1 protein-coding gene is annotated in these 728 nt (G+C 31.7%); it reads left to right on the forward strand.

Annotated features, from left to right (window positions below; translation table 11 throughout):
* A partial coding sequence (locus tag MBCUT_RS11155; protein ID WP_211263754.1) for an Ig-like domain-containing protein occupies window positions 1-728 on the forward strand: 728 nt, incomplete at both ends.

The following is a 728-nucleotide window of genomic DNA, read 5'->3' on the forward strand; positions in this document are numbered from 1 at the left end:
AATGCATTAGGTAATGTTACCAATAACGGCGATTTATCTGTTACTGGTGAAAATAACAACCTTGGTAATTTAACTAACAATGGAAATGCAGACTTAGGCACTAACAACAATGTTGACAATGTCACTAATAATGGTAATGCTATCATCGGTGGTGTGATTTATTATCAATCCGATCTTGCTCTATCCATAAGTATTTCTAAAAACAAAGTGACTATCACTGTAATTGCTACTAATAAACTCACTGGTGAGAAAATTGTTAATGCAACTATTAAATTCTATGCTAACGGCAATTTAATCGGATCCGCAAAAACTAATGAAAACGGCACTGCAACATTCACATACACAGCACCCAACAACGGAAAATACAACATACTAACCAAACTAGAAGAATACAACACTACCAACACTACTGGAAACTACACTATAGAAGAATCCAACAATACCAAAAATATAACTATCAATGAACCAACACCAACACCAACACCAACTCCTAAACCAACACCAGCTAAAATAAAAGTATACAAAAAAGACACAAAATCTAAAACCACAAAAAAATACAAAATCTACTACATAACCTACTCAATCAAAAACTACGGACAAACCACAGGATCAAAAACCCTCAAAAAATCACTCAAAAAAATACTCAAAAAATACAAACTCTACAAAATACAAAAAACAAAAAACATCAAATACAGCTACAACAAAAAATCAAAAATACTAAAAACAAT

The sequence above is a fragment of the Methanobrevibacter cuticularis genome, from assembly GCF_001639285.1.
In the GTDB taxonomy this organism is placed as follows: Archaea; Methanobacteriota; Methanobacteria; order Methanobacteriales; family Methanobacteriaceae; genus Methanobaculum; species Methanobaculum cuticulare.